Below are 20,423 nucleotides of genomic sequence, written 5' to 3'. Positions count from 1 at the left end.
TCACCTCCTCCGACGGACCTCGTGACCGAGCGCCGCCGGGCCGCGGCGGCGGCCTGCGGCTTCACCGGTGACCAAGCCGGCGCCCGCGCCCTTCTCGCCGACGACGCACCGGTCGTGCGCGCCGCCGCGCTCGGAGCGCTCTGCCGTCTCGGCGAGCTCTCCGGCCGCGACGCGACAGCCGCGGCGGCCGACCCCGCCGCCGTCGTCCGCCGCACCTTGGCCGAACTCGCCGATCCGGCGGCTGCCGCGAGCTACGCCGCGCTGCTCGACGATCCCGACGCGGGCGTCGTCGAGGCCGCCTGCTTCGCCTGCGGAGAGCTCGCGCAGATCGGGGCGCTCGGCCGCCTCGCCGAGATCGCGCAGCACCACGAGGATCCGCTCTGCCGGGAGTCGGCGGTCGCCGCGCTCGGCGCGATCGGTGCGCCGGAGGGGCTGGACGCCGTCCTCGGCGCACTCGCCGACCGCCCCGAGATCCGCCGGCGGGCGGTCGTCGCGCTCGCCGCCTACGAGGGCCCCGAGGTGACCGCGGCCCTCCGGGAGCGGTTGCAGGACCGCGACTGGCAGGTGCGCCAGGCGGCCGAGGACGTGCTCCGGCTCAGCGAGCGCGAGCCGAGCTGAGCGAGAGGGCCGGCTCGCGACCCTCCTCCAGGCACTGCGCGGCACCGAGCACCGCGAGCAGCTCGGAGTCGTGCGGCACGTGCACCGGCACCCCGGTCGCCTGCGCGAGGCGACGGTCGAAGCCCTCGATGCGCGAGCCGCCGCCGGCGAGGATGAGGCCGTTCGAGATGAGATCGTTGGCGAGGTCCGGAGGTGCCGAGGTGATGCAGCGCGCGGCGGTGTCGAAGATCGGCTGCGCGACGCGGTCGATCACCGCGCAGAGCGCGGCGCGGGCGACGGTCGCCGTCCGCAGTGCCCCACTGCGGGTGTCGCGCCCCGGCACCTCGATCTCGCCCACTCCCCCGCCCGGGCTCATCGTGGCGTGCGCGCGGCGCAGCTGCGCGGCGGCGGCCCTGTCGATGAGCAGGCCGTGACGGCGGGCGAGATGCTCGCGGACGGCCTCGTCGAAGTTGTCGCCGCCGACTTCCACCGAGGCGCTCGAGACGAGGCCCCCGAGGGCGATCACGGCGACGTCGCAGACCCCCGCGCCGAGGTCGACGACCATCGTGCCGACGGGCTCGGAGATCTCGAGGCCGGCGCCGATCGCACAGGCGACCGGCTGCTCGACGAACGAGACGGTGCGCGCCCCGGCGCGCTTCAGCGCCCGGCCGACCGCTCTGCGCTGCACCCCCGTGGAGCTCAGGTGCGAGCAGACGAGCATCCGCGGACCGCCGAGGCGGGAGACCCCCGGTCGCCGCAGCAGCGCGGCGAGGAAGCTCTCGGCGAGGTCGATGTCGAGCAGCTTGCCGGCGCGCACCGGCCGCCGGAGCTGCACCCGCCCACCGCTGCGGGCGCCGAGGCCGAGGGCCTCGTCGCCGAAGGCGACGAGGCGGCGGGAGTCGGTCTCCACCGCCGCGACCGTCGGCCCCTCGTAGATCAGCTCGCCGGAGCCGTTCGCGAGCCGGGTCGTCGCGGTTCCGAGGTCGAGCGCAAGCGCGAGGCTCACCGTCGCGCGCGCTCGCGTCGGGCGGGAGGTGCCATCGCCTCATCGTAGGGAGGCGGGCGCCCCCTCGCGGGGACTTCCGGCGGCGGCGGCGCTCCCGGCCGACCTCCGGTCGGAGCCGTCCGCAACTAGCCTCAACGGCCGTGGCGGCACTCCCAGGCGAGTACGACGATGGGGGCGAGGAGGAGTTCACCCTCCCGCTCCCACGCGAGGACCGTCTCTGGCGCCATCCCTCCGAGCTCACCGACGGCGACTTCACCCTCCGCCTCGACCCGACGATGGTCCGCAACCGTTGGCTGTCGAGCCAGCCGAGCCGGGCCAGCGCCTGGACCGCCGGCCTCGTCGGGGCGCTGCTCGCGAGCGGCCTCGTCGTGCTCGGGACCCACCTCGCGACCGCGCTCACCGGCGCCCCGGCGCACCCCGCCGCGATCACGCTCACCTCGACGGCCGACGCGCCGAGCGCCACCACCGCCTCCTCCGGGCCGGAACTCGCCGGCCTCGGCCCCTCCCTTGTCGCCGGCGTCGAGCGCGTCGGTGCCGCGGTCGTGACCATCGACGTCGCGAGCGGCGGCAGCGATCTCCGCCTGCTCGGCCTGATCCTCAACAAGAACGGCACGGTGCTCACCGCTGCCGCGCCGCTCGACGGCGCGACGAGCGTCCTCGTCACGCTTCCGGGCAACGAGGTCGTCCCGGCGGTCGCCATCTACCCCGACGCGGCGAGCGGCCTCGCGGTGCTGCAGGTGAACGGGGTCGACAACCTGCCGACCGCGATCCTCGCTCCCCAGCCGGTCGCCACCGCGAACTTCACCGTGGCCGTGACCGCGGCGGGCGGCACCCGCTACGCGGTGGGCATGGTCCGCCAGCTCGACACCGCGCCGCAGTTCCCGACGGGGCCGCTCGTCGACGCGCTGATGACCGACCTGCCGACGGCCTCGACCCCGCCGGGGAGCCCGGTGCTCGACGCCGGCGGGCGGGTGATCGGCCTCGTCGCCGGGGAGAGCGGGGGCTCCACCGCGGTCGTCCCCTCCTGGCTCGCGCTCCCCGTCTCCGAGCAACTGATGCTCAGCGGCGAGGTGCAGCACGGCTGGCTCGGCATCAGCGGCGAGAACGCGAAGGCCTCCTCCGCCGGCGCCCTCGTCACCACGGTCACGAAGCGCGGCGCCGGCGCGGAGGCGGGGATCAAGAGCGGGGACGTGATCACCGCGCTGGACGGCACCCCGGTCCGCTCCTTCGCCGCCCTGCAGGGGCGCCTCTACACGCTGCCCCCGGGCACGACGGTGACCCTCGGCATCTCCCGCGGCGCCACGCACCTCACCCGCCACCTGCACCTCGACGACCGCACCGCCGCCTGAGCCCGGGTCTCAACCGCCGGTGATCGCGAGGCCGCCGCGGTTCACGAGGAAGGTGGCGGTGGCGGCGAAGTAGCCCATCAGCTCGCCCGCGACCTCGGGCGCGAAGCCGACCTCGGCGACCGCGTCCGCCATCGCCGCGACCCACGCGTCACGCGCCGGGGTGTCGATCGAGAACTCGACGTGGCGGAGGCGCAGCCGCGGCTCGCCGCGCAGCAGCGCGTAGTCCGGTGGGCCGCCGAAGTACTGGACGAGGAAGGCCGCGAGGCGGGCGCGGGGCCCAGAGAGGTCCTCGGGGTACAGGGCGCGCAGGAGCGGCTCCTCCTCGACGCGCCGGTAGAAGGCGTCGACGAGGGCGTGGAAGGCGGGGCGGCCGCCGACCGCCTCGTAGAGGGTCGGGCCCTCGCCGGTGGTCATCGCGCCGATGCTAGGGAGGCGCGGCGGCGGGCTGCGGCGCGCGGGCGCGGCGCATCTCGCGCCCTAGCATCGAGTGGATGGACCCTGACCTGCCGCCAGGGCTCGGAGGCTTCCTCCCCGGCCTGCTCGGGGACCTCCTCAAGCTGCTGAAGACGGACTCCCCGCTGCAGTGGGACCTCGCCCTGCAGCTCGCGCAGAGCGTCGCCTCGGACAACGCCCCCGAGGCGAACCCGGAGCCGCTCGACCGTATCCGCCTCGAGGAGCTCGTCCGCCTCGCCGACCTGCACATCGCCGACGTGACAGGCATGGCGAGCAGCGGGGAGCCCCCGACGGTGGTGGTCGCGAACCGCGGTGAGTGGGCGCGGCGGCGCCTCGAGGGCTCCCGGCAGCTGTTCGAGGAGATCGCCGGCTCGCTCGCCCCGCCGCGCAGCGCCGACACGCCGGCTCCCGAGCTCCCCGTCGAGGACGAGAACGAGGCGCGCGCCCTGCAGGGGCTCTTCAGCCAGTGGGCGAGCGCGGTCGCGCCGGCGATGATCGGGATGCAGTTCGGCTCGCTCGTCGGCCACCTCGCGCGCCGCACCCTCGGCCAGTACGACCTGCCCGTCCCCGGCGACACCGTCGCCCGCGAGCTCGTGATCATCCCCGAGAACCTCGCCGCCTTCGCCGCCGACTGGAGCCTGCCGCGCGAGGACGTCGACCTCTTCTTCCTCGTGCGCGACGTCGTGAGCCACGCGGTGCTCTCCCGCCCGCACGTCGCCGGGCGGCTGCGCGAGCTCCTCGTCGCCCACGCGAAGGGCTTCCGCCCCGATCCCGGTGCCCTGCAGGGACGCCTCGGCGATCTGAGCGAGCTCGGCGGCATGGGCGACCTCTCGGACCTCACCCGCATGCTCGGTGACCCGGCGGCCCTCGGCGAGCTCGTCGACACCCCCGAGCAACGGCGGGTGAACGCCGAGCTCGAAGCGCTCTCCGCCGCCATCCTCGGCTACGTCGAGTGGGCGAGCGACGCCGTCGCGAGCCGCCTCGTCGGCACCCGCGCCGCGATCCGCGAGGCGCTGCGCCGCCGCCGTGTCGAGCGCAGCGACGAGGAGCGGGCGGGCGACGAGCTCCTCGGGGTGAGCCTCGACCAGGAGGCGGTCGACCGCGGCGAGGCCTTCGTGCGCGGCGTGATCGAGCGCGGCGGCGAGCGCGAGCTGGCGGCGATGTTCGTCCACGAGCACGACCTCCCGACCCCCGCGGAGGTCGACGCACCGGGGCTGTGGATCGCCCGCGTCAACCTGCCCGTCGAGGAGGCAACGCCCGAGGAGGGGGACGCATCCCCGCCGGGGGGCGACGGGGGCGGGGGCGGCTCGGAGACGCCGTCACCCTGAGCCGCGGGCTCAGCTGACCTGGGCCTCTTCCTCGGGGATGCCGAGGTCCCACTGCAAGATGAGGTTCTCCCGCTCCGCGTCGCGCACGACGCGTTCACGGTTGCGGCGGAACTGCGGATCGTGCGGCGGCAGGAGCACGAGGCGAGCGAGCGCGCGCTCGCGGAAGGCCTCGATCAGCTGGCGGTCGCCGAACTCGGACTCGACCTCCCAGTGAGGCGCGACCGGGCCGAGGTAGACGACGCGCACGTGCCCGCGGGGCGGCTCGGGCGGCTGGTCGGTCGGCGGCGGGATCAACGTCAATGGGGGCTCCTTTGTTGCCCGCAGTGTACCGAGGGCGGCATCGTCCTCCGGGCCGGCCCCGCCGTCGTTTTCTCGGGAAACTCCCAGACTCGTGGGTAAGGGTTCGGCGAGGACGAATCCGGGTAGGCGCCAGTGCGGGCCGTACCCGGGTGTGTAGCGTTCTCCTGGGGAGGATGTGGGACCGGGCGCCGGCTGGTGTTCCCGGGGCTTCAGCACACAGAAATGGCGGGTGCGATGGACACGGAGTGGATGGCGGCGGGCCGGTGCCGGGAGCTGCCGCCGGAGACCTTCTTCCCCAGTGACGGTGTCGGCGTCGACGCCGCGCGCCGCATCTGCGCCGACTGCGCAGTGAAGGCGGCCTGCCTCGACTACGCGATGGAGAACCACATCGACCATGGCGTGTGGGGCGGCACCTCCGAGCGCGAGCGGCGGCGTCTCGCCCGCCAGCGTCGCCACCTCACCCTGCACAACGGCCGCTGAGCAACCGGCGCGACGGGCGCCGTGACGCTCGAGTGCGTCGTCAACGTCTCCGAGGGCCGCGACAGTGACACGATCAGCCTGATCGCCACCGCCGCGGGCCCCTGCCTGATCGACCTGCACAGCGACGGCTTCCACAACCGCAGCGTGTGCACGCTCGCGGACGTCGACCACGAGGCGCTCCTCGCGGCCACCCTCGAGCTGGCCGGCGCCGCTCTCGATCTCATCGACCTGCGGCGCCACCTCGGCGTCCATCCCCGCCTGGGCGCCGTCGACGTGGTGCCCTTCGTCCCCGTCGGCGACCCGCCCTTCGAGCTCGGCGAGGCGCTCGCGCTGCGCGACGCCTTCGCGGCGCGGGCCGCTTCGGAGCTCGGACTCCCCTGCTTCCTCTACGGCCCGGAGCGCTCGCTCCCCGAGGTCCGCCGGGGCGCCTTCACAGCCCTCGCGCCCGACCTCGGCCCACGAACGCCCGACCCGCGCCACGGCGCCTGCTGTGTCGGGGCTCGGCCGCCGCTCGTCGCCTACAACATCGTCCTCGCCGAGGCGGACCTCGCCCTCGCCCGGCGCGTCGCCGCGGCGCTGCGCGGACCACGGCTGCGGACCCTCGCCTTCGCGGTCGGTGAGGAGGTGCAGGTCTCCTGCAACCTCGTCGCGCCCTTCGAGCTCGGCCCCGCCGAGGCGGTCGACGCCTGCGCGGCGCACGCGGTCGTGGCGCGCAGCGAGCTCGTCGGTCTCGTGCCGGCGGGTGTCCTCGCCGCCGTGCCGCGCCACCGTTGGGCCGAACTCGACCTCGACGAGGCGCGGACCATCGAGTCCCGCCTCGCGCACCGCCCTCGCGCGGGCAGCGGCCCCGCTTAGGAGGCGGCGACCTGCCGCTGGGCGAGCACCCGCGCCCGCCGCACCCGCCGGCGCTCGCGCTCGCTCATCCCGCCCCAGATCCCGAACTTCTCGCCGTTCGCGATCGCGAACTCGAGACAGTCCTCGCGCACCACACAGCCGCGGCAGACCTCCTTCGCCTCGCGCGTCGAGGAACCGCGCTCGGGGAAGAACAGATCGGGGTCGACCCCCATGCAGTTCGCCCGCGTCTGCCAGTCCTGCTGCGGCCCATCAATGAGTGCCTGGAAGTCCACCAGCACCTCCCTCCAACGGCCCCCACGTCCCCGCGAGTGGCAACGGTGGAATTACACCGATGTCATATCGTGCACCCGATCGATGCCGCATGCAAGTGGAAATTTGCGCTGAGCTGGGTGCGCCCGCCCGCCCGGGTGCCGCTCAGGCGCCGCGCGGCACCCGCTTGCGGCGGCCGCCGCGCTGCTCGACGAAGTCGACGAGGAGGTAGTCGCCGAGGGCGTCGGGGGTCGTGTAGAAGGCGCGGCCGCGGTTGAGGTGCGTCATCTTGTCGACGAAGCTCCGCAGCCCCCCGGTCTGGTCGAGGACGAAGGTGTTGATCACGATCCGCTCCTTGGTGCAGCGGGCGACCTCTCGGAGCGTGACGTCGAGGGTCTCGCGCACCGGCGGGTAGTTGAAGAAGATCTCGCCGTCCTCCATCACGTGCGCAGTGGGCTCGCCGTCGGTGACGACGATCACCTGCTTGGAGCCGGAGCGGTGCGCGAGCAGCCGCCGCGAGAGCGCGAGCGCGTGCTGCAGGTTCGTGCCGTAGGCGAAGTCCCAGCTCACCTCGGGGAGCTCCTCGGGGCGGATCTCGCGCGCCGTGGCGGAGAAGCCGATCAGGCCGAGGTAGTCCCGGGGGTAACGCGAGGCGATCAGCGCCTGCAGTGCCATCGCCACCTTCTTCGCGGCGAGGAAGTTGTCGCGCATCGGCATCGAGAGCGAGAGGTCGATGCAGAGCACCGTCGAGGAGGTGGTGACCTGCTCGGTGCGCTCGATCTCGAAGTCGTCGGGCGAGAGGCGCACCGGCAGCTCGACGGCGCGCGGCCCGCCAGCGGCCTCCGAGACCGAGCGGAGCATCGCGTTGCGGAGGGTCCTCCCCACCTCGAGCTGGAAGGGGTCGCCGAACTCGTAGGCCTTGGTCTCGACGTCGCGGTCGTGGCCGAGGCCCGGCGTCGGGCGGGCGTGGTCGCCGAAGCGGTCCTTGCGCAGGTTGGCGAAGAGCTCGGCGAGGGCGTTCTGCCCGAGACGTCGCAGCCCATTCGGCGTGAGGACGAGGCGGCCGTCGCGCCGGCCGACGAGGCCCGCGGCCTCGAGGCGCCGGGTCAGCTGGGCGAGGGCCTCGAGGCTCTTGGTCGCGTCCGGGCCGAGGAGGCGCCGGGCCTCGTCGAGGTCGGCCTCACCGAGGGCCCCTGGCTCGGTCGCGCCGGCGAGCAGCTCCTCCAGGCGGCCGAGCTCGGCGAGGTCCGAGAGGGCGTCGTTCGCGCCGAGGAAGGAGAGGGGGTCGCCCGGCGGCGCGCCGAGCGGCTGGTCCCAGGGGAGGTCGCGCAGCGCCTCGCGGAGGTTCTGGCCGAGGCGGTCCAGCTGCCAGGAGAGGTCCATGTCCCCCATCAGCTGCGCCGCGAGCTGGTCGAGCTGGGCCCGCTGGCCGGGCGTCATCGCGGCGATCATCGCCGAGGCGGCAGCCATGCGGCGGCCGAGGTTGGCGAGCAGCTCGTCGAGGCTCTGCGGATCGCCGGGGAAGAGGTCACCGAACTCGGACATGAACTCCGCGAAGCTCGGGTCGAGCTCCTCCCCCGCCTGGCGTTGCTCGACCATCCGGTTGAGCGCGTCGAGGCCGGCGCGCAGGTGCTCGCGGTCCTCGGGGGTGGAGCTCGCCATCTGGCCCGCGGCGGCGTCGAGCTGGCTCTGGGTGAATTGGCGACGGAGCTCGTCGAGGAGCTCCTCGAAGTGCTGGCGGGCCGCCTCGGAGGTGAAGTCGTACTGCATCAGCCCCTGCACCTGGCCGGAGAGGTCGGGGGGCAGCAGGTCGAGCTCGGTCTCGTGCGCCGCGAGCCGCTCCCGCTCGGCCCGCCCCTGTTCGGGAGTGGCCGCCTGCTCGGAGGCCTGGCGGCGCGCCGCCAGCTCGGCGCGCTCCTCGCCGAGCAGCTCGTTGAGGGCCGCGGCGACCTGCTCGGCGAGCTCGTTGCGGGAGGCGGCGAGCTCCTCGCGGCGGCGCTGCAGCCGCTCCATCAGCTCCCGCAGCCCCTCGACGTGCTCGCCGTCGCGGGTGTCGAAGCCCTCGCGCAGCAGCTGACGCAGCGCCGCCGCGAGGTCGCCGTGGTAGAGGAGGTCGTCGGCGAGCGAGGAGAGGATGTCATCGCCGTCGACGACGAACGGCTCCTGGGTGCCGTCGAAGCGCGAGTACCGCCAGGAGCGCCGCGACACGGTCACGTCAGCGCGCCCGGTAGCTGACCCGGCCGCCGACCACGTCCTTGTTCAGGCGGCGGGAGAGGTGCAGGCCGTCGAGGACGAGCTCGACGGCGCTCGCGAGCAGCTCCGGCGCCGCCTCAGCGCCGACGAGATCACCGGCGATCTCGCCGAGGGCCGGGAGGGAGGCGGCGAGCTCGACGTGCACTATCGCCGGGACGTCGGCGCCGACCTCGACGACGCGGCCGTCCTCGAAGGCCTCGACGATCTCGGCGCCGCGCTCGCTCGCGGCGTGCTCGCGGAAGGTCGCGAGGACCGCGGCGCGCAGCAGCTGCTCGACCACCTCGACGTCCTCGTCGGCCTCCACCACCTCGACCTCGATCTTGCCGATCGTCGAGGCGACGAGGGCCTCGAGGTCGCTCGGCCGCGGGACGGCGCGCTCCTCGCCGAGGCGCACCGCCCGGCGGAGCGCGGCGGCGACGAGCGTCTCGTAGTTGGCGATGCTCGTGCGCACCGAGACCCCCGAGCGCTGGTTGATGCGGGACGAGGCGCGCGCCCCCTGGGAGATGCGCGAGACGATCTCGGCCATGAAGGGTGGGACCTCGACGGTCACCCCCTCGACCTCGACGGCCGTCGCCTCCTGGGCGACGATGGCGTTCTCGATCTCGATCTCGGTCGGGTAGTGCGTGCGGATCTGCGCGCCGAAGCGGTCCTTCAGCGGCGTGATGATCCGGCCGCGGCTCGTGTAGTCCTCCGGGTTCGCCGAGGCGACGAGGAAGAGGTCGAGCGGCAGCCGCACGCGGTGGCCGCGGATCTGGATGTCCCGCTCCTCGAGGACGTTCAGCAGCCCCACCTGGATCCGCTCGGCGAGGTCGGGGAGCTCGTTGATCGCGAAGATGCCACGGTTGGTGCGCGGCACGAGGCCGTAGTGGATGGTGAGCTCGTCGGAGAGGTAGCGCCCCTCGGCGACCTTGATCGGGTCGACCTCGCCAATCAGGTCGGCGATCGAGGTGTCAGGGGTGGCGAGCTTCTCGCCGTAGCGGTCGCTGCGGTGCACCCAGGCGACGGGCGCCGCATCGCCGAGCGACTCGACGAGCTCGCGGGCGTAGCGCGAGACGGGGTGGTACGGGTTGTCGTTGATCTCGCTGCCGGCGAGGATCGGCATCCACTCATCGAGGAGCTCTACGAGCGAGCGGATGAGGCGCGACTTCGCCTGCCCCCGCTCACCGAGCAGGATCACGTCGTGCCCGGCGACGAGGGCGTTCTCCAGCTGCGGGAGGATCGTGTCGTCGAAGCCGAGGATCCCCTCGACGATCGGCCGGCCGCTCGCGATGCGGGTGAGGGCGTTGGAGCGCAGCTCCTCGCGGACGTTGCGGCTCACCCAGCCCGAGCGGCGGAGGTCGGCAACCGTCGTCGGGGCGTCGGCGGGCGAGGTCGGGATCGTCGTCATACCGCGGCGAGCCTAACGACGGGTCCCGTCACCTCGCGGTCGCATTCGCCCGTTCGGGCGAGCCGCGCGAGTATTTTCGCCGGTTCGAGCCACGAGCACTCGACGCCGCTGTGACGTGGGCGGCGGGCGGGCGGCTCGCATCGACCGAGGACGGAGGATCGAGTTGACCATCGCTGAGCCGACCCAGGCACCACGGCCCACCCCGGTCGTGATCGGGGGCACGCGGGGGGGACCACCGCTGTCGACGGTGCTGCGCAGGGACAACTGGCGGCTGCAGCCCTCCATCCAGGCCATCGGGCTGACGCTGTTCGGCATCTACGCCGTGTGGGCGGCCTTCAGGAACGGCAACTTCTACGCCGGCAACATCGCCCGGCTCGGGACGAACGCCCGCGACTACCTGTCGCCCTTCTACTCCCCCTGCCTCACCCACGGCTGCGAGACCGCGGGCTACGTCTGGGGGCCGCTCTTCGGCGGCTGGTGGCGGATCTCGCCGGCGATTCTCATCCTCGTCTTCCCGCTCGGCTTCCGGATGACCTGCTACTACTACCGGAAGACCTACTACCGGGCCTTCTGGTTCTCCCCGCCGGCCTGCGCCGTCGCCGACGCCGGCTCCAGCAAGCCCGGCGGCCTGCGCTCGAGGTACACCGGCGAGACCCGCTTCCCCCTCCTCGCCCAGAACCTCCACCGCTACATGTGGTACTTCGCGGTCGCCTTCGCCTCGATCCTCACCTGGGACGCGATCGCCGCTTTCCGCTCCCCGCAGGGCCTCGGCATCGGGGTCGGCACGGCGATCCTCATCCTCAACGCGATCTTCATCTGGGCCTACACCCTCGGCTGTCACTCCTGCCGTCACCTCTGCGGCGGCGGCCTCAAATCCTTCGCCAAGGCCAAGGGGCGCTACTGGTTCTGGAAGAACATCGCCTCCGAGCTGAACGCCCGCCACCAGCTGTGGGCCTGGGTCTCGCTCGTGTGGATCGCCTTCGCCGACTTCTACGTCTGGCTGGTGGCCGCCGGCCACATCACCGACCCGTTCGTCCACTTCTGAGGACCCTGCCATGGCTGAGTACGAGACCCACACCATCGATGTCCTGATCATCGGCGCCGGTGGCGCCGGTCTGCGCGCCGCGGTGGAGGCGAGCGCGGCGGGCTGTCGCACGGCCGTCGTCTGCAAGTCGCTCCTCGGCAAGGCGCACACGGTGATGGCCGAGGGCGGCGTCGCCGCCGCGCTCGGCAACGTCTGGCCGGAGGACAACTGGGAGGTCCACTTCCGCGACACGATGCGCGGCGGCAAGATGCTGAACAACTGGCGGATGGCGCAGATCCACGCGCAGGAGGCACCCGACCGGGTCCTCGAGCTCGAGGAGTGGGGGGCGCTGTTCGACCGCACCCCCGACGGCCGCATCCTGCAGCGCGACTTCGGCGGTCACCGCTACGCGCGCCTCGCGCACGTCGGCGACCGCACCGGCCTCGAGCTCCTGCGCACGGTGCAGCACCGCGCCGTCGCGAAGGGCATCGAGGTCTTCATGGAGTGCAAGATCATCCGCCTCCTGAAGAACGCCGACGGCGCGATCAGCGGTGCCGTCGGGCTGTGGCGCGAGACCGGGAAGTTCGTCGTCTTCAATGCGAAGGCGATCGTGCTCGCGGCGGGCGGCGTCGGCAAGATCTGGAAGTTCACCTCCAACTCGTGGGAGTCGACGGCCGACGGCCACGCGCTCGCCCTCTGGGCGGGGGCGGACCTCATCGACATGGAGTGCGTGCAGTTCCACCCGACCGGGATGATCTGGCCCCCCTCGGCGCGCGGACTGCTCGTCACCGAGGGCGTGCGCGGTGATGGCGGCGTGCTGAAGAACATCGACGACGAGCGCTTCATGTTCCGCTACATCACGGACTACTTCAAGGCCGAGACCTCGGACTCCATCGAGGAGGCCGACCAGTGGTACGACAACAAGCGGGACTTCCGCCGCCCACCGGAGCTCCTCCCCCGCGATGAGGTCGCTCGCGCCATCAACTCCGAGGTGAAGGCGGGGCGGGGCAGCCCGCACGGCGGCATCTACCTCGACATCGCCTCGCGGCGCACCCCCGAGTACATCCAGCGCCGGCTGCCCTCGATGTACCACCAGTTCAAGGAGCTCGCCGACGTGGACATCACCACCGACGCGATGGAGATCGGGCCGACGCTGCACTACATCATGGGCGGCGTGAAGGTCGAGGCCGACACCGCGCAGACGACGGTGCCCGGCCTGTTCGCCGCCGGCGAGGTCGCCGGCGGGATGCACGGCGCCAACCGCCTCGGTGGCAACTCGCTCTCGGACCTGCTCGTCTTCGGCCGGCGCGCCGGCCTGTACGCCGCGGAGCACGCGAAGTCGGTCTCCGGTGACGCCGTCGCCTCCGAGGCCGAGGTGGACGAGATCTGCCGCAACGCGCTCAGCTACTTCGAGCACGAGTCCGAGCAGAACCCCTACTCGCTCCACCACGAGCTGCAGGACACGATGCAGGACCTCGTCGGAATCATCCGCACCGAGTCCGAGCTCGTCGCGGCACGCGAAAAGCTCGGCGAGTACGACGAGAAGCTGCCGGGCATCGGCGTCGACGGCCACCGCCAGTTCAACCCCGGCTGGCACCTCGCCCTCGACCTCGAGTCGATGCTTTCGATCGCCCGCTGCACGACGCTCTCCGCGATCGAGCGAACCGAGAGCCGCGGCGGCCACACCCGCGAGGACTTCCCCCTCCCCGACGAGCACCTCGGCACGGTGAACATGACGACCTCGTTCCGCGACGGCACCGTCACCCTTCGCCGGGAGCCGATCGCCCCCATGCCCGACGAGCTCAAGCACCTCTTCGAGGAGGCCCACTGATGACCACCGAGGCCGCGGCACCGCCCGCGAGTATCACCATGCGCATCTGGCACGGTGACGCGGAGGGCGGCGAGTTCAAGGACCACGTCCTCCCGGCGCTGGAGGGCGAGGTCGTCCTCGACGTCATCCACCGCGTGCAGGCCGAGCAGGCACCGGACCTCGCCGTGCGCTGGAACTGCAAGGCCGGCAAGTGCGGCTCCTGCTCGGCCGAGATCAACGGCCAGCCCCGCCTCATGTGCATGACCCGGATGAGCACGCTGCCGGTCGCCAAGCCGATCACGGTCTCGCCGCTGCGCGGCTTCCCGGTGATGAAGGACCTCGTCACCGACGTCTCCTTCAACTACGCAGTGGCGCGGCGCATCCCCCCCTTCCAGCCCGGCCCGCGCGAGGCCGACGGCACCTACCGGATGGCGCAGATCGACGTCGACCGCGGCCAGGAGTTCCGCAAGTGCATCGAGTGCTTCCTCTGCCAGAACGTCTGCCACGTGATCCGTGACCACGAGGAGAACAAGGCGAACTTCGCCGGGCCGCGTTTCTTCGCCCGCCTCGCCGAGCTCGAGATGCACCCCCTCGACACGATCGACCGCCGGCTGATGGTCTCGGAGGACTTCGGCATCGGCCTCTGCAACATCACCAAGTGCTGCACCGAGGTCTGCCCCGAGCACATCCACATCACCGACAACGCGATCATCCCGCTGAAGGAGCGGGTCGTCGACGCGAAGTACGACCCCGTCGCGTGGCTCGGCCGCAAGCTGCGAAAGCGCCCCGAGCCGATGCCCGCCGCGACGGCGGCGGCGTTCGCCTCCGAGCAGGCCTCCGGCGAGGTGATCGACCGGGCCGCGGCGGCGCCCGGCGGCAGTTGAGCGAGCCGCTCAGCGAGGCCTGGCGGAGCGAGCTCGCGGAGCGGCTCGCCGGCCAGCGCGTCGGCGAGGCCGGCACGCCCGCACTCCGCCTCGGGCTGCGCGTCACCGACGAGGACGGCGGGACGCTGCTCCGCTTCACCGTCGTCCTCGGCGCCGGCGCGCCCGGGGCGCTCGTCGAGGGCGAGGAGGGACGACCCGAGGTGGTGCTGGTCGAGTCCGCCGAGACCGCCCGCCGCCTCGCCGGGGGGGCACCGATCGCCGAGGAGCTCTCCGCGGGGTCGGTGAAGATCGAAGGCGACGTGCAGCGCCTCGTCGCCGCCGACAAGGAGCTCGCCGCCCTCGCCGCCGCCCTCGCCGGGGGCTGAGACACCAGCGGGCCGCCGGGCGTAGCCTCGCGGCCATGTGCCGGAACATCACCACCCTGCGTGGCCTCGAGCCGAGCGCGACCCCACAAGAGATCGAAGCCGCGGCGCGCCAGTACTGCCGCAAGGTGAGCGGGGTCCAGTCGACCTCCAAGGCGAGCGAGGAGGCCTTCGAGGTCGCCGTCGCCGCGGTCACCCGGGCGACGGCGCTGCTGCTCGAAGCGCTGCCGCCCCGTCAGCGGCCCCCGAGCACGGTGCCGCCGCTCCGGCGGCGAGCGGTCGCCGCGAGCTGACCGCTCCGGCCGGCGCGCACTGGCGCGCGGGGTCACAATTGCCACGGTGCGCGCCTTTCTCCCCGTCGTCGCCGCGGCGCTGGTCGCGATCGGGGCGGGTGTCGGCGCGAACGAGCTCCTCGCCCCGCCGAGTGGCGGCCCCGCCGCCGCGCCGATGCGCTGCTCGGGGCCGGGCGGCGCGGCGAAGGTCGAGGATTCCGCAGCGTTCGGCTTCGTCAGCGGACGGGTCCGCGCCAGCGTCGGGAACGCCGGCTGGAAGGCGGGGCTCTCGGCGTCGGCTCCCGCGCGGACACTGCAGGCGCCGCGCGCGACCTTCACCGTGTCGGACGCCGACGGACACTCCGTCCGCCTCACCCTCCTCCCCGACGGCCGATTCGGCGCCACCTACGGCGAGGAGCTCACCACATTGCACGCCCCCGGCACGAGCGGCGTCGTCTGCATCGGCGCGCTCGCGGGGAGCGCGGGCCCCGTCGCCCTCGCCGGCTGGTGGTCCGGCGGGGCGCACTGCTGCGAGGAGGCCACGGTCGTCTTCCGCGGCGCGAAGGGGCGACTCGCGAGCTCGGTGGTGAGCTTCGGGAACCCGGGCTTCCGCCTGGAGTGGGTGGGGGGCGCCCTCTACCTCGTCGGCGGCGACGACCGCTTCTCCTACTTCGAAGCCGATTTCGCCGACAGCATCTGGCCGGTCACGGTGCAGGCGCTGGTCGACGGCAGGCTCGTCGACCGCTCGCGGGGAGCGCCGGCGGTGCTGCGGGCCGACGCCGACAAGCTGTGGAGCTACTACCTGCTCGCGACGGACGAGAAGCACAACCTCGGGCGCCGCACCGCGCTCGACGCCTGGCTCGCCGACGAGTGCCGCCTCGGAAGTGGCCGCACGGCGTGGCAGCGCTACCTCGCCCTCTACCGGGAGGGCGCCTTCACCGACGCGACGTGGCCTTACAGCCCCTTCCGGAGCGTCGCCGCCTTCGGCGGCACCGCGCCCGGGCTGCGCGAAACGCTCGAGGGCTGGGGCTACTGCGGCGCCGCGCAGCTGGCGGGCGGCTAGCTGACCTCAGACGGTCGCCGGGGCGGGGGTGCGCGCCGAGATCCAGTCGAGGACCTCGGCGACGGGGAGGACGTCCGCGAACTTCTGGTGCAGGTCGAAGAGGTTGATGGCGTGCGTCGCCTCGTGGCGGTCAAAGACGCACTCCTCGGCGACGACCACGTTCAGCTGGTACTGGGCGGCGTCGACGACCGAGGCCCGCACGCAGCCGCTCGTCGACTCGCCGACGACGATCAGGGTGTCGATACGGTTGGCGATCAGGTGGCCGAGCAGCGGGGTCTGGGAGAAGGCGCTCGAGGTGACCTTCTTCACCACCCACTCGCCGGGCGCGGGCGCGAGCTCGGGGATGATCGCGTAACGGACCTCGGCCGAGTCGTTCGGCCCCTCGGCGGCGCGCACGTGCTGGCCGGCGAGGCCCTCGACGTCGGTCGCCCCCGCCGAGTAGACGACGAGCACCCCCGCGGCGCGCGCCGCCGCGAGCAGGCGCTGCGTCGGCGCGATCGACTCCCAGGCGACGAGGCCGCAGGCCCCCGGCCACTCCTCGATCGCCTCCAGGATCGGCAGCGGCCGGTCGCCGTAGACGGCGCGGTAGTTGTCGATCAACAGCAGGCAGACCCGCTCGGCGCGCTCGAGGACGTGCCGGTCGCGGCGCGGGCGGAGGGCGATCGCCTGCTTGTCCTGCTCGGTGAGGAACGCTTCCCAGACTCGCGGCACGGCCGCTCCTTTCAGGTGCCGGCGGGAGGAGGGGCTAACGCCCCTTCCAGGCCGCCGGACGCTTCTCGAGGAAGGCGTTGACACCCTCCTTGAAGTCCTCGGAGAGGTAGGCGGCGAGGACGAGGTCCTTGCCGTCGCCGGGGTCGACGGCGTCGCGGATCCGCTTCATCGCCGTCTTGGAGACCCGCAGCGTGATCGGCGCGTAGCCGGCGATGCGCGCGGCGAGCTCGGTGGCGCGCGGCAAGAGCTCCTCCTCGGTGGCGACGAGCTCGTGCAGCCAGCCGATGGCGAGCGACTCCTCGGCGCCGACGAGGCGCGCCGTGAAGAGGATCTCCTTGAGGCGCGACATGCCGAGCAGGTTCATCATGCGCGCGTAGTTGTCGGGGGAGAGGCAGTTGCCGAGGGTGCGGGCGATCGGCACCCCGAAGCGCTGCGAGGGCGCGCCGATGCGCAGGTCGCAGGAGGCGGCGATCGCGGCTCCCCCGCCGGTGCAGGCGCCGCGCAGCGCGGCGATCGTCGGCAGCGGGCAGTCCTCGACGGCGTTCAGCACCGCCGACATCTTGTGCTCGTAGCCGAGGACGTCCTCCTCGGTGTGGAAGTTGAGGAACTGCGAGATGTCGGTCCCCGAGGCGAAGGCCTGGTCGCCGGCGCCGGTGAGGATGATCACCTTCGCGCCCGCCTCCTCGGCGCCCCCCGCGCAGAGCGTCGCGAGGCGCTCGTACATCTCGAAGGTGAGGGCATTGCGGGCCTCGGGGCGGTTGAAGGTCAGGTAGCCGACGCCCTCGCGCACCTCGAAGAGGAGGTCCTCCTCGGCGCTCACGGGAGGGCGACGACCTTCTCGGCGAGCAGCCGGTCGATCTCGGCCGGCGCGAGGCCGAGCTCGCCGAGGACCTCGGCGGTGTGCTCGCCGAGGCGCGGCCCGGAGCGCTCCATCACCGTCTTGGTCTCGGAGAAGTGCAGCGGCGAGACCATCTGGCGGGTCGGCCCGAGGGTCGCGTGCGGGGCGTCCTGGAAGAACTCGCGGAACTCGAGGTGCTCGTCGTTGAAGACCTCGGGGAAGCTCTTGATCGGCCCGCTCGGGACCCCCGCCTCGGTGAGCAGCGGCACCCAGTGGCTGCGCGGCTTGGTCGTCGTCACCTTCTCGAGCTCCTCGATGAGCGCCGGGCGGTTGGCGAAGCGGTGCGGGTTGTCGATGAAGCGCTCGTCCTCGACGAGCTCGGGACGGCCGAGCACCCGGCACAGCGCGGCGAAGGTCGGCGCCGAGGGCGCCCCGATGCAGAACTCGCCGTCCGAGGCGCGGATCGCCTGGTAGGGGGTGGAGGCCTGGTGCGCGGTGCCGAGGCGGCCGTGCACCTTGCCGGTGGCGAAGTACTCCCCTGCCTCCCAGATCGCGAGCGAGACGCCCGACTCGAGCAGACTGACGTCGATGAACTGGCCGCGCCCTGTCGCGTTGCGGACGTGCAGCGCGGTCACTGCGGCGAGCGCGGCGTAGAGGGCGCAGGTGAGGTCGGTAATCGGCACGCCGACCTTCACCGGCGGGCCGTCGGCCTCGCCGGTGATGCTCATGATCCCCGACATCCCCTGCACGATGATGTCGAGTCCGGACATCTGCGAGTAGGGGCCGTCCTGCCCCCAACCGGAGGCGGCGACGTAGATGAGCTCGGGGTGCTCGGCCGAGAGCGTCTCGTAGGTGAGGCCGAGGCCGGCCATCGAGCCGGGCGAGAGGTTCTCCACGATGATGTCGGCGGCGGCCGCGAGCTTGAGGAAGAGCTCCCGGCCCTCGGGGGCCTTTAGGTCCAGGGCGAGCGAGCGCTTGTTGCGGTTGATGCGGATGAACGGCGAGGACTCGCCGTCGAGGAAGGGCCCGGTCGAGCGCACGAGGTCGCCCGAACCGGGGCGCTCGATCTTCACGACGTCTGCGCCGAGGTCGGCGAGCTGCATCGTGGCGTAGGGTGCGGCGAGGAAGTTCCCGACCTCGACGACGCGGATGCCCTCAAGCGGTGCGGTCATCGCCCCTCCTTCTCAAATGAGTGGCGACCACCGCGCGGCGGCCGCCGGCCGGTGCTCAGCCGAGCAGTTCCTCGACGTCGGCGCGCTCGGCCAGCAGCTCCTCGGTCGTGATGCGGATGCGCTCGGTCGCGAAGTCGTCGTGGCTGAGGCCCTCGACGATCTCCACGCCCTTCCCGTCCGAGCGGACCGGGAAACCGAACTGCAGCCCCTCGGGGATGCCGTACTCGCCGTGCGAGACGACGGCGAGCGAGCTCCAGTCGCCCTCGGCAGTGGGGAAGACAACCGAGCGCAGCGAGTCGACGGCGGCGTTCGCCGCCGAGGCCGCCGAGGAGAGGCCGCGCGCCTCGATGATCGCCGCCCCCCGCTTTTGCACCGTCTCGATGAACTCGCCGGTGAGCCACGCCTCGTCGCCGATCACCTCGCGGGCGGGCTTGCCGCCGATCTTCGCGTTGGTGAAGTCGGGGAACTGCGTCGCCGAGTGGTTGCCGAAGATCGCGAGGTTGGTGACCTCCGCGACCGGCACGCCGGCTCGCTTCGCGAGCTGGGTCTTGGCCCGGTTCTCGTCGAGGCGGGTCATCGCGAACCAGCGCTCCTCGGGGACCTCCGGGGCGTTGCTGCGGGCGATCAGGCAGTTGGTGTTGCAGGGGTTGCCGACGACGAGGACGCGCACGTCGTCGGCGGCGTTGGCGGCGATGGCTCGGCCCTGCGGCTTGAAGATGCCGCCATTCACGCCGAGCAGGTCCTTGCGCTCCATCCCGGCCTTGCGCGGGATCGAGCCGACGAGCAGCGCGTAGTTCGTCCCCGAGAAGGCGGTCGCGAGGTCCGTCGTCGGCTCGATGTCGCTGAGCAGCGGGAAGGCGCAGTCGTCGAGCTCCATGATCACGCCCTCGAGCGCCTTCATCGCCGGCTCGATCTCCAACAACCGGAGCACGATGGGCTGGTCGGGGCCGAGCAGCTGCCCGGAGGCGATGCGGAACAGGAGCGAGTAGCCGATCTGACCGGCAGCGCCGGTGACGGTTACCTGGGCGGGGCTCTTGGTGTTCGTCACAGGGGAGCAGGCTACCGGCTCGCCCGCCGGCCAGTCAGATCGACGCGGCCCCGGCGGGCGCCACGCCGCTCAGCGCCCCGTCCCCGGCAGGCCGAGGTTGGCGCATACCTCGAGGGTCGCCGCGGCCTCGTTCATCGTGTAGAAGTGCAGCCCCGGCACCCCCTCACCGAGGAGCTTCCCGCAGAGCTCGGTCGCCACCTCGACGCCGATCTTGCGGACCTCGTCCGGTCGGTCGGCGGCCGCCGCGATCTGCTCGGCGAGGTGTGCCGGGATGGCGCAGCCCGAGAGCTCGGCCATGCGCGAGAGGGTGCGGACGTTGGTGATCGGCATCACACCCGGTAGCACGGGCTTGTCAACGCCGAGCGCCGAGAGCTCCGAGACGAGGCCGAGGTAGTCGCCGAGCTCGAAGAAGAACTGCGTGATCGCGAGGTCGGCGACGGCGAGCTTCGCGGCGAGGTGGCGACGGTCGCTCGCGAGGTCCGGCGAGTCGGGGTGGCCCTCGGGGTGGGCGGCGACGGCGACGCAGAAGTCGCCCGTCTCCTTGGCGAGCTCGACGAGCTCGACGGCGTGTGCGAGCTCGCCCTCGGCGAGCGTGCCGGTCGCGTCGAGCGGGGGGTCGCCGCGCAGCGCGAGCACGTTCTCGACGCCCGCCGCGGCGTAGGTGCCGAGCGCCGCGGCGAGCTCGGCGCGGGTGTGCGCGGCGCAGGTGAGGTGCGCCATCGGGACGAGCCTCCCCGAGCGCTGCAGGTCGAGGACGAGCTCGTGGGTGCGGGCGCGCGTCGAGCCGGCGGCGCCGTAGGTGATCGAGGCGAAGGTGGGCTGCAGCACCGCGAGCCCCTCGAGGGCCGCCGCGAGGCGCGCCGCCGCCGTCTCGGTGCGCGGCGGCCAGAGCTCGAACGAGAGCGAGAAGCCCCGCCCGACGAGCGCGTCGATGCGGGCCATCGCCCAAGTCTGTCACCGGCGGCCCCGCCCCGGGCCGACC

Annotated in this window: 22 protein-coding genes; 11 read left to right on the top strand and 11 right to left on the bottom strand. The window is 72.9% G+C overall.

Features of this window, described 5'->3' with window-relative positions:
• The first annotated feature begins 21 nt into the window (after positions 1–21).
• Positions 22–618, top strand: coding sequence for a HEAT repeat domain-containing protein (locus VNF07_05560; protein ID HVB05698.1), 597 nt, complete (start codon positions 22–24; stop codon positions 616–618).
• On the opposite strand, the gene VNF07_05555 is transcribed toward VNF07_05560, so the two are convergent.
• The gene (locus VNF07_05555; GenBank protein ID HVB05697.1) at positions 596–1,603 is read right to left on the bottom strand and encodes a rod shape-determining protein; all 1,008 of its coding nucleotides are present in this window, start codon (positions 1,601–1,603) and stop codon (positions 596–598) included. The genes VNF07_05560 and VNF07_05555 overlap by 23 nt on opposite strands.
• 140 nt (positions 1,604–1,743) lie before the next feature.
• On the opposite strand from VNF07_05555, the gene VNF07_05550 reads away from it, so the two are divergent.
• Positions 1,744–2,952: a PDZ domain-containing protein gene (locus VNF07_05550; protein HVB05696.1), complete on the top strand. Its 1,209-nt coding sequence runs from the start codon at positions 1,744–1,746 to the stop codon at positions 2,950–2,952.
• 9 nt (positions 2,953–2,961) lie between these two features.
• Here VNF07_05550 and VNF07_05545 read toward each other — a convergent pair whose 3' ends face one another.
• Positions 2,962–3,366, bottom strand: a complete 405-nt coding sequence (locus VNF07_05545; GenBank protein ID HVB05695.1) for a globin — start codon at positions 3,364–3,366, stop codon at positions 2,962–2,964.
• Between the two features lie 77 nt (positions 3,367–3,443).
• Here VNF07_05545 and VNF07_05540 point away from each other — a divergent pair, with 77 nt between their 5' ends.
• Positions 3,444–4,733 (top strand): zinc-dependent metalloprotease, encoded by a 1,290-nt coding sequence (locus VNF07_05540; protein ID HVB05694.1) that lies wholly within the window; start codon positions 3,444–3,446, stop codon positions 4,731–4,733.
• Positions 4,734–4,742: 9 nt separating this feature from the next.
• Here VNF07_05540 and VNF07_05535 read toward each other — a convergent pair whose 3' ends face one another.
• Complete coding sequence (locus VNF07_05535) at positions 4,743–5,033, bottom strand: hypothetical protein (GenBank protein HVB05693.1); 291 nt, start codon at positions 5,031–5,033, stop codon at positions 4,743–4,745.
• Positions 5,034–5,267: 234 nt separating this feature from the next.
• On the opposite strand from VNF07_05535, the gene VNF07_05530 reads away from it, so the two are divergent.
• Both VNF07_05530 and VNF07_05525 read left to right on the top strand, forming a co-directional pair.
• On the top strand, positions 5,268–5,513 hold the full coding sequence (locus VNF07_05530; protein HVB05692.1) for a WhiB family transcriptional regulator: 246 nt from the start codon (positions 5,268–5,270) through the stop codon (positions 5,511–5,513).
• 21 nt (positions 5,514–5,534) lie between these two features.
• A complete protein-coding gene (locus VNF07_05525) occupies positions 5,535–6,368 on the top strand; it encodes a hypothetical protein (protein ID HVB05691.1) in 834 nt (277 codons plus the stop codon).
• On the opposite strand, the gene VNF07_05520 is transcribed toward VNF07_05525, so the two are convergent.
• From VNF07_05520 to VNF07_05510, 3 genes are all read right to left on the bottom strand, one after another.
• Entirely contained in the window at positions 6,365–6,640 is a 276-nt protein-coding gene (locus tag VNF07_05520; GenBank protein ID HVB05690.1) for a WhiB family transcriptional regulator, read from the bottom strand. The genes VNF07_05525 and VNF07_05520 overlap by 4 nt on opposite strands.
• 142 nt (positions 6,641–6,782) lie before the next feature.
• A complete protein-coding gene (locus VNF07_05515; protein ID HVB05689.1) occupies positions 6,783–8,831 on the bottom strand; it encodes a VWA domain-containing protein in 2,049 nt (682 codons plus the stop codon).
• A 1-nt stretch (position 8,832) separates the two neighbouring features.
• Positions 8,833–10,257 carry a magnesium chelatase gene (locus VNF07_05510; protein ID HVB05688.1) on the bottom strand — a complete coding sequence of 475 codons (1,425 nt, stop codon included), beginning with the start codon at positions 10,255–10,257 and terminating at the stop codon, positions 8,833–8,835.
• Between the two features lie 163 nt (positions 10,258–10,420).
• On the opposite strand from VNF07_05510, the gene VNF07_05505 reads away from it, so the two are divergent.
• Genes VNF07_05505 through VNF07_05480 form a run of 6 tightly spaced genes read left to right on the top strand, consistent with a single transcriptional unit; the run spans position 10,421 to position 15,672 of the window.
• A complete protein-coding gene (locus VNF07_05505; GenBank protein HVB05687.1) occupies positions 10,421–11,302 on the top strand; it encodes a hypothetical protein in 882 nt (293 codons plus the stop codon).
• Positions 11,303–11,312: 10 nt separating this feature from the next.
• Entirely contained in the window at positions 11,313–13,112 is a 1,800-nt protein-coding gene (locus VNF07_05500) for a fumarate reductase/succinate dehydrogenase flavoprotein subunit (protein ID HVB05686.1), read from the top strand.
• Positions 13,112–13,975, top strand: coding sequence for a succinate dehydrogenase/fumarate reductase iron-sulfur subunit (locus tag VNF07_05495; GenBank protein HVB05685.1), 864 nt, complete (start codon positions 13,112–13,114; stop codon positions 13,973–13,975). The genes VNF07_05500 and VNF07_05495 overlap by 1 nt, the downstream gene beginning before the upstream one ends.
• Complete coding sequence (locus VNF07_05490; GenBank protein ID HVB05684.1) at positions 13,972–14,340, top strand: hypothetical protein; 369 nt, start codon at positions 13,972–13,974, stop codon at positions 14,338–14,340. The genes VNF07_05495 and VNF07_05490 overlap by 4 nt, the downstream gene beginning before the upstream one ends.
• Positions 14,341–14,375: 35 nt before the next feature.
• Complete coding sequence (locus tag VNF07_05485; GenBank protein ID HVB05683.1) at positions 14,376–14,630, top strand: DUF2277 domain-containing protein; 255 nt, start codon at positions 14,376–14,378, stop codon at positions 14,628–14,630.
• 46 nt (positions 14,631–14,676) lie between these two features.
• Positions 14,677–15,672: a hypothetical protein gene (locus tag VNF07_05480; protein ID HVB05682.1), complete on the top strand. Its 996-nt coding sequence runs from the start codon at positions 14,677–14,679 to the stop codon at positions 15,670–15,672.
• Between the two features lie 6 nt (positions 15,673–15,678).
• Here the strand turns inward: VNF07_05480 and VNF07_05475 are convergent, their stop codons facing one another.
• The 5 genes from VNF07_05475 to VNF07_05455 form a co-directional block, all read right to left on the bottom strand.
• Positions 15,679–16,383, bottom strand: coding sequence for an isochorismatase family protein (locus VNF07_05475; GenBank protein ID HVB05681.1), 705 nt, complete (start codon positions 16,381–16,383; stop codon positions 15,679–15,681).
• A 34-nt stretch (positions 16,384–16,417) separates the two neighbouring features.
• Positions 16,418–17,203 (bottom strand): enoyl-CoA hydratase/isomerase family protein, encoded by a 786-nt coding sequence (locus VNF07_05470; protein ID HVB05680.1) that lies wholly within the window; start codon positions 17,201–17,203, stop codon positions 16,418–16,420.
• On the bottom strand, positions 17,200–18,393 hold the full coding sequence (locus tag VNF07_05465; protein ID HVB05679.1) for a CoA transferase: 1,194 nt from the start codon (positions 18,391–18,393) through the stop codon (positions 17,200–17,202). The genes VNF07_05470 and VNF07_05465 overlap by 4 nt, the downstream gene beginning before the upstream one ends.
• A gap of 55 nt (positions 18,394–18,448) precedes the next feature.
• Positions 18,449–19,441, bottom strand: coding sequence for a malate dehydrogenase (locus VNF07_05460; protein ID HVB05678.1), 993 nt, complete (start codon positions 19,439–19,441; stop codon positions 18,449–18,451).
• Positions 19,442–19,510: 69 nt separating this feature from the next.
• On the bottom strand, positions 19,511–20,383 hold the full coding sequence (locus tag VNF07_05455) for a methylenetetrahydrofolate reductase (GenBank protein ID HVB05677.1): 873 nt from the start codon (positions 20,381–20,383) through the stop codon (positions 19,511–19,513).
• Between the last annotated feature and the right edge of the window lie 40 nt (positions 20,384–20,423).

This window comes from Acidimicrobiales bacterium (assembly GCA_035533595.1).
GTDB lineage: Bacteria > Actinomycetota > Acidimicrobiia > Acidimicrobiales > Bog-793 > DATLTN01.
This window is presented reverse-complemented; position numbering and strand designations above follow the sequence as displayed.